The 6,761-nt window shown below is 42.8% G+C and carries 8 protein-coding genes; all 8 read left to right on the top strand.

What is annotated here, in order from left to right; genetic code table 11:
- The first annotated feature begins 46 nt into the window (after positions 1–46).
- A complete protein-coding gene (locus WFY05_RS15345; protein ID WP_340113778.1) occupies positions 47–1,306 on the top strand; it encodes a radical SAM protein in 1,260 nt (419 codons plus the stop codon).
- 33 nt (positions 1,307–1,339) lie between these two features.
- The gene (locus WFY05_RS15350) at positions 1,340–1,687 is read left to right on the top strand and encodes a NifB/NifX family molybdenum-iron cluster-binding protein (RefSeq protein ID WP_340113779.1); all 348 of its coding nucleotides are present in this window, start codon (positions 1,340–1,342) and stop codon (positions 1,685–1,687) included.
- A 24-nt stretch (positions 1,688–1,711) separates the two neighbouring features.
- Entirely contained in the window at positions 1,712–2,017 is a 306-nt protein-coding gene (locus tag WFY05_RS15355) for a (2Fe-2S) ferredoxin domain-containing protein (RefSeq protein WP_340113780.1), read from the top strand.
- A gap of 131 nt (positions 2,018–2,148) precedes the next feature.
- Positions 2,149–3,288, top strand: coding sequence for a hydroxymethylglutaryl-CoA lyase-like TIM-barrel protein (locus WFY05_RS15360; protein ID WP_340113781.1), 1,140 nt, complete (start codon positions 2,149–2,151; stop codon positions 3,286–3,288).
- 17 nt (positions 3,289–3,305) lie between these two features.
- A complete protein-coding gene (locus WFY05_RS15365) occupies positions 3,306–3,713 on the top strand; it encodes a hypothetical protein (protein WP_340113782.1) in 408 nt (135 codons plus the stop codon).
- Between the two features lie 13 nt (positions 3,714–3,726).
- Positions 3,727–4,491 (top strand): molybdate ABC transporter substrate-binding protein, encoded by a 765-nt coding sequence (modA, locus tag WFY05_RS15370; protein WP_340113783.1) that lies wholly within the window; start codon positions 3,727–3,729, stop codon positions 4,489–4,491.
- A 6-nt stretch (positions 4,492–4,497) separates the two neighbouring features.
- A complete protein-coding gene (modB, locus tag WFY05_RS15375; protein ID WP_340113784.1) occupies positions 4,498–5,196 on the top strand; it encodes a molybdate ABC transporter permease subunit in 699 nt (232 codons plus the stop codon).
- Positions 5,193–6,287: a molybdenum ABC transporter ATP-binding protein gene (gene modC / locus WFY05_RS15380; RefSeq protein WP_340113785.1), complete on the top strand. Its 1,095-nt coding sequence runs from the start codon at positions 5,193–5,195 to the stop codon at positions 6,285–6,287. Before modB ends, modC begins: the two co-directional genes overlap by 4 nt.
- Positions 6,288–6,761 lie beyond the last annotated feature (474 nt).

Consider the following 6,761-nt stretch of genomic DNA (forward strand, 5'->3'; position numbering starts at 1 on the left):
CAGCTCGCAGCTCGCAGCTCGTAGCTAAAATCTAAATAGTAAAGTTATGATCGACATTAAAACACATCCATGTTTCAATAAAGAGGCAAAAGGAAAATATTCCAGGGTTCACCTTCCGGTGGCACCACAATGTAATATTCACTGTAATTATTGTAAACGCGATTTCGACTGCGTTAACGAAAGTCGTCCCGGTGTTACCAGCGAAGTACTTTCGCCCGAGCAGGCTTTGGCTTACACCATCAGGTTAAAGGAAAAAATGCCGCATTTGTCGGTCGTGGGAATTGCTGGTCCCGGCGATCCGTTCGCTAATCCTATCCAAACCATGACTACGTTGCGTTTGATCAGGAAAGAATTTCCGGAGATGATACTTTGTCTCTCTTCCAACGGGCTGAATGTGTTGCCCTATGTCGAAGAGCTGGCAGAACTGAAAGTAAGTCACGTTACAATTACCATAAATGCCGCTGAAGCCGACACTTTATCAAAACTGTATAAGTGGGTGCGTTTCGAGAAACGTGGATATTTCGGGAAACAGGCAGCCGAGATTTTGCTAAAGAACCAGTTGGAGGCGATAAGAGCATTGAAACGCGCAGGAATTACTGTGAAAGCGAATACGATTGTCGTTCCGGGAATTAATGACGGGAAAGTGATTGAAGTGGCTAAAAAGATGAAGGAACTTGGTGTTGACCTGATGAATACCATCCCGCTTTACCCGGTTGAAGGAACTCCTTTTGAAGATTTCGAAGAGCCGTCGCCAAAAATGATGAAGGAACTGCGCAGAGAAATTAAAGAATACCTGCCGCCAATGACTCACTGTGCGCGCTGTCGGGCCGATGCAGTTGGATTACTTGGTAAAGATGATTCGGAAGCGAAACGAATTCTTTCAGAAGTGTCCTGTCTTTCGGTAGACCTGGATGAAAAACGGCCGAATGTTGCCGTGGCCAGTTACGAAGGATTACTGGTGAATCAGCATCTTGGTGAGGCGAAGCAACTGTTTATTTTCCGCGAAACTCCAAACGGGTATAAGTTGGTTGAACAACGACCGACACCAAAACCGGGGGCAGGTAACTCGCGCTGGGAAGAACTCGGAAATGTTATCAGCGACTGCCGTGCTTTGCTGGTTGGAGGAGTTGGGCCATCACCATCTTCTATCATCGGTCGCTCGGGAATAAAAATAGTGGAAATGACCGGTTTGATTGATGAGGGACTGGACGCCGTTTACAAAGGCAAAGAATTGAAAACACTGAAAAAAGCCGATGTATTCAAATGCGGCGCAGAGTGTTCGGGAAAAGGAACCGGCTGCGGTTAATGCAAAAATTAAAAAACCAATAACAATAATATTATGAGAATAGCAGTAACAACATCCGACGGAAAGAAAGTGGATCAGCACTTTGGGAAAGCCACTCGTTTTGATGTGTACGACGTAGAAGGCGATGAAATGAAACTTGTTGAATCGCGCGATGTAACATCTTATTGCGACTGTGAAAATGATGTACCTGTTGATCCGGCCCATAAATTTTCGCCCGACCGGTTTTCGGTAGTAAAAGAAAAAATAAAGGATTGCGACAAGCTGTATACCGTTCAAATAGGAGAAAAACCCAAATCGCAATTCGACATTGTAGGAATTGCAGTGCAAACCTGCACGTGCTCGGTCGACAAAATTCCCGGATGCAGCGGAAACTGTAAATAGTAACAACCTAAAAATATTTTAAAAATGAAAAAACCAGATTATCACATTTTAGTTTGCAACTCGTACCGGGTTGCCGGCGATGCCAAAGGTTATTGCAACAAAAACGGAGCATCCGACTTCCTTCAATACATTATGGAAGAATGTAACGACCGCGGACTGGATGTTGCTGTTTCATCAACTGCCTGTTTGAATGTGTGCTCGCAGGGACCGGTAATGGTGATTCACCCGAATAATCTTTGGTATGGCGGACTTACTGAAGAAAAGATTGACGATATTTTAGATGCACTTGAAGAGGGGGAGGCTGTTGAGGAGTATCTCATTAGTGAATAAGTTAAACTGTTTTATCCAACGGTTTGCCTCCTCTTTTCCCAATAAAACTAAACAAACTTAAACTATCCCCGGCATTTGGCCGGGGATCATTTAATTTTTAGTTCGGCTTTGTGCCCATAAAATTGGTAGTTATGAAGAACAAGAGGATTCCGTATATAATTGACACTACGCTCCGTGACGGCGAACAGGCGCCCGGTGTGGTTTTTTCGCTCAAAGAAAAGATTGAAATTGCCGAATGGCTGGATCAGCTGGGAATACCTGAGCTGGAAATCGGAACGCCGGCGATTAGTCGTTCCGAGCAGAATGATATCCGCTGTTTGATCAACCAGGGATTTTCGTTTAAGTCAACTTGCTGGGCACGCGCCACACGTCACGACTTGAATGCTGCCTTAAATACAGGTGCCGACCGGGTGAACCTGAGTTTCCCGGTTTCCGAACTTCAGTTAAAAGCACTGGGGAAAACTACGGCCTGGATATTCAAAGAACTTCCGGAGATCATGAAAATGGCCAACGAAAATTTTTCGTTTGTAGCCGTTGGTGCGCAGGACGCTTCACGCGCCGACAGAAACCTGCTGAAAGAATACATTGCTGCTGCTGAATTTTATGGCGCCCGCCGAATCAGAATAGCAGACACGGTAGGAATTCTAAATCCTCAAAGTACAAAGGAACTTTTCGAAGACCTGAGTTTTGCCTTTCCGCAAATTGATTTTGAGTTTCACGGGCATAACGATTTTGGAATGGCCACCGCTAACCATGCTGTAGCTTTAACTTCGGGTGCTTCATCCGCAAGTTTAACCATTAACGGATTGGGCGAGCGGGCCGGTAACGGGGCACTCGAAGAGGTAATTTACGCACTGAAATATTCTTTTGGGATTGATCTTGGGTACGATGGAAATTTGCTGAACAGACTTTCTGATTTGGTTGAAAACTTCTCGAAACGTCAGTTGCCGTTATCGAAACCGGTAACCGGGCAAATGGCGTTCTCGCACGAGTCGGGCATTCATTGCCGCAGTCTGAAAGAAAATCCATTGAGTTACCAGCCATTCAATCCCGAAGAAATTGGCCGCGATATGGTTTTTGTTATCGGTAAACATTCGGGAACCGGGGCACTCTCCGAATTGCTGGAGAAACGAAACATTTTTCTGAGCAAAACCGAGATCAGTGACCTGATATCAAGAATTAAGGCTACATCGGCCCGGCTTAAACGAGATCTCAACTTTAGCGAAATACGAACATTAATACCTGAACATCAGGTTCGACTTTCGATATAAACTTAAAAATGGATACTATGGAAGATTGGAAAAAGTATTACGATGAAGCAGGTGGTTATGGCAAAGCTGCATTTGGCGCCTTCAGGAAAAAACGGCTGGGTAACGAGGTTGTGTTTAATTTAATTGGCCTTGCCATCGAGAACTACCTCACAGCGGTTTGTATGAAATTCAACACCTTGCCCGAACATTCAACGGTGGGATCGATGTTGCGCTTATTGAAAAAGCATGTTGAAATTCCCGAGTCGTTCACAGCTGAATCGAGGTTTATGAACCGGTTTATGGACTACTTCTGTTCGCTTGAGGTGATGGAAATTCCAAAACCTACCTGTTCCGACTTGACCCGGATGCTTGGATTTACAGAGGACATTAAAAATTTTTCTGCCGAAATTTTAGAAGTTCCGGTCGAACAAGTAGAAATGTCTTAACTTTCAGGCTCGAATGAGAGCACTTCTTTTAATTGTATTCATATCGTTTTTGTTTGCCGGATGTGGTCAGAAGAAAGCCAGTCAGGACGAAGACGTGTTGGTTTTTTGTGCCGCCAGTTTAACCGATGTGATTACAGATATTACATCGTCGTATGAAGAAGAATCAAATGTGAAGGTCAAACTGAACCTGGCTTCCTCGGGAACTTTGGCGCGGCAGATTGAAAACGGTGGCCACCCCGATATTTTTATTTCGGCCAATAAAAAGTGGCTCGATTATTTAGTTGAAAAAGAAAGTGCCGATTCGGAATTGACTAAAAGGATTGCCGGAAATGAAATGGTTTTGGTAGCTCCTTCAAATTCCACATTGTTATCTTTTCAGTTCTCAGCAGAAATCAATCTTCCTGATTTATTTAAAGGTCGCCTGTCGATTGGCGATCCGCAGCATGTGCCTGCCGGAGCTTATGCGCTGCAGGTGCTTCAAAATCTTGGTTGTGCCAAAGAACTGGAACCACGATTTTTGCCGGCAAAAGATGTCCGGTCAGCATTAATGGTGGTCGAACTGGGTGAAGTAGAAGCCGGAATCGTTTATAAAACCGATGCATTGAAATCGGACAAAGTAAAAATCCTGACCGAATTTCCCGATTCGCTTCATCAACCGGTCGGATACTACATGACTATTATAAAAGGAGCCAAAAATGATCGTTCGCTTCAACTATATAATTATATTGTGTCGGAAAAATTGATACCGGTTTGGGAAAAATACGGTTTCACACGATAATTCATATTGATTGACCTGTTTACATATTCTTCTGCTGAATGGGACGCGATTCAGCTTTCGCTCAAAGTAGCACTACTTTGTACGGTATTTATATTACCCGTGGCAATTTTGGTAGGTTGGGTTTTGGCCCGTAAACATTTCTGGGGAAAATCAATTGTTGAAGGTATCGTTCATCTGCCACTGGTACTTCCGCCGGTTACTGTTGGTTATATATTATTAATAGTATTCGGAAGAAACGGTTGGTTGGGATCCTTTTTTTATGAGCACTGGGGCGTTCAGATCGCATTTTCATTTCCGGCAGCTGTTATTGCAGCGATCATCGTTTCGTTTCCGCTGGTTACACGCTCCATTCGTTTATCGATTGAACTGGTCGATAAGAATTACGAAGATGCTGCCCGAACTTTGGGCGCGACCAATTTAAGAGTGTTTTTCACCATAACGCTTCCACTGGCTCTGCCCGGAGTTTTAAGCGGAGCTATCCTGGCATTTGCCCGTAGCCTTGGCGAATTTGGCGCCACCATTTCTTTTGCAGGAAATATTGCCGGAGAAACACAGACTCTGCCGCTGGCCATCTTCTCAACAATGCAGGTCCCCGGGCAGGAAGCATCAACCTTAAAGCTTGTTATTGTTTCGGTAATTCTTTCGCTTGCTGCCATGATCGGTGCCGAGTATCTAAATCGTCGGATTTTAAAACGAAAAGTATGAGTACGGTAGTAAAATTCGATATACAAATAAAAAGGAAAGAGTTTCTGTTGAATGTAAATGCTGAAATTTCAGAAGGTATAACAGGTATTTACGGGCCGTCGGGGCATGGTAAAAGTAGTATGCTCAATGCCATAGCCGGGCTCGTCAAACCCGATTCAGGTTATATAATATTAAACGACACAATTGTTTTTAACTCGGATGATAAGATCGATCTGCCGGTTCGGAAACGAAAGATTGGTTACGTTTTTCAGGATATCAGGTTGTTCCCTCACCTCAGCATTCTTCAAAATCTGAAATACGGAGTGAAACGAGATACATTGGGAGAGATCAGTTTTGATGAAGTTGTCAATATATTAAACATCCATCATCTGCTCGACAAGAAACCGGATGAATGTTCGGGTGGAGAGAAACAACGCATTTCGATTGGGCGCGCTTTATTAAGAGGAGCTCAGGTACTTATGATGGACGAACCTTTCTCAGCGGTTGATGTTCAGTTGCGCAGTATGATCATTCCATTTTTAACTGCACTAAACAAACGTTTTAATATACCTATATTAATAGTAAGCCACGATTTGCCGGATTTGCTTAGCTTAACCGATTGCCTGCTGCTGTTAAAAAACGGATCGATCAGGGCGCTTGGAAAATTTCAGGATTTAATTCTCGATGAAGTCAACATCGAAGTTATGCGCGAAGCTGGTCTTTATAATGTATTCGACCTGTGTGTATTTGCTACCTTGCCTCAAAAAAATATGGTTTTGCTCCGTAGCCAAACCAGCGATTTCCAGGTGCAGGTGTTGTTGCAGTCGTTTTCGGATCCGGATGTGGAAGTAGAAAAGAAGATAAAAGTATTGATTCGCCCTGAAGATATATCCATTGCATTAAAACCAGTTGATCAAATCTCGCTTCGCAACCAGATTGAAGGACGTATTATAAAGATATTCTCAAGGAACGGTCTTTCATTTTGCCTGGTCGATGCCGGCGAGAAGGTGCTTGTCGAAATCACTGAGGCTTCTAAAAAGAACATGAGACTGAAGATCGGGACGACTGTGTTTTGTCTCTTTAAATCAGCGACACTAAAAATGTTCGAATAATTTTTATATGTCAATGTAGTTGTCGTTCAGTTTGTTATTTCTTTCCTTGAAAATACACTGCGATTTTTTTAGTGAAATTGTTTGGAGATATCTAATCCTTGTTTACTTTTGCAGCCGCTTTAACAGCAAGAGTTCATAGAAAGATTGAATACAGGACTTGGCAAAGTTCACGTCGTTTTTAAAAGCATTTGATTATGCGATGAAATTTCATCAAACAAAAAAAATAAAAAAATATTTCGATTTATATTTGGAATATAGAAAATGATGTTTACCTTTGCAGCCGCTTTTGAAGAAAGGCAGAGTTCTAATTAATTAATGAAGGGAATTTCCGGATGAAAAAAGACGCTTTTGAGTGTCGTTTTCTGAAAGAAAGCAAGGTGAAAAAACTTTGAAAAAACCGATTAAATTTTTGGTAGGAATAAAAAGTTATTTACCTTTGTCGCCCCGAATTAAGGGAATGAGTTCCGGTGGTTT

The organism is Maribellus mangrovi, from assembly GCF_037646455.1.
Classification (GTDB): domain Bacteria; phylum Bacteroidota; class Bacteroidia; order Bacteroidales; family Prolixibacteraceae; genus Draconibacterium; species Draconibacterium mangrovi_A.

Bases quoted from the DNA above. Each gene is read 5' to 3' on its own strand.
- WFY05_RS15345 (WP_340113778.1), top strand. From the start codon at position 47: ATGATCGACATTAAAACACATCCATGTTTCAATAAAGAGGCAAAAGGA.
- WFY05_RS15350 (WP_340113779.1), top strand. From the start codon at position 1,340: ATGAGAATAGCAGTAACAACATCCGACGGAAAGAAAGTGGATCAGCAC.
- WFY05_RS15355 (WP_340113780.1), top strand. From the start codon at position 1,712: ATGAAAAAACCAGATTATCACATTTTAGTTTGCAACTCGTACCGGGTT.
- WFY05_RS15360 (WP_340113781.1), top strand. From the start codon at position 2,149: ATGAAGAACAAGAGGATTCCGTATATAATTGACACTACGCTCCGTGAC.
- WFY05_RS15365 (WP_340113782.1), top strand. From the start codon at position 3,306: ATGGAAGATTGGAAAAAGTATTACGATGAAGCAGGTGGTTATGGCAAA.
- modA (WP_340113783.1), top strand. From the start codon at position 3,727: ATGAGAGCACTTCTTTTAATTGTATTCATATCGTTTTTGTTTGCCGGA.
- modC (WP_340113785.1), top strand. From the start codon at position 5,193: ATGAGTACGGTAGTAAAATTCGATATACAAATAAAAAGGAAAGAGTTT.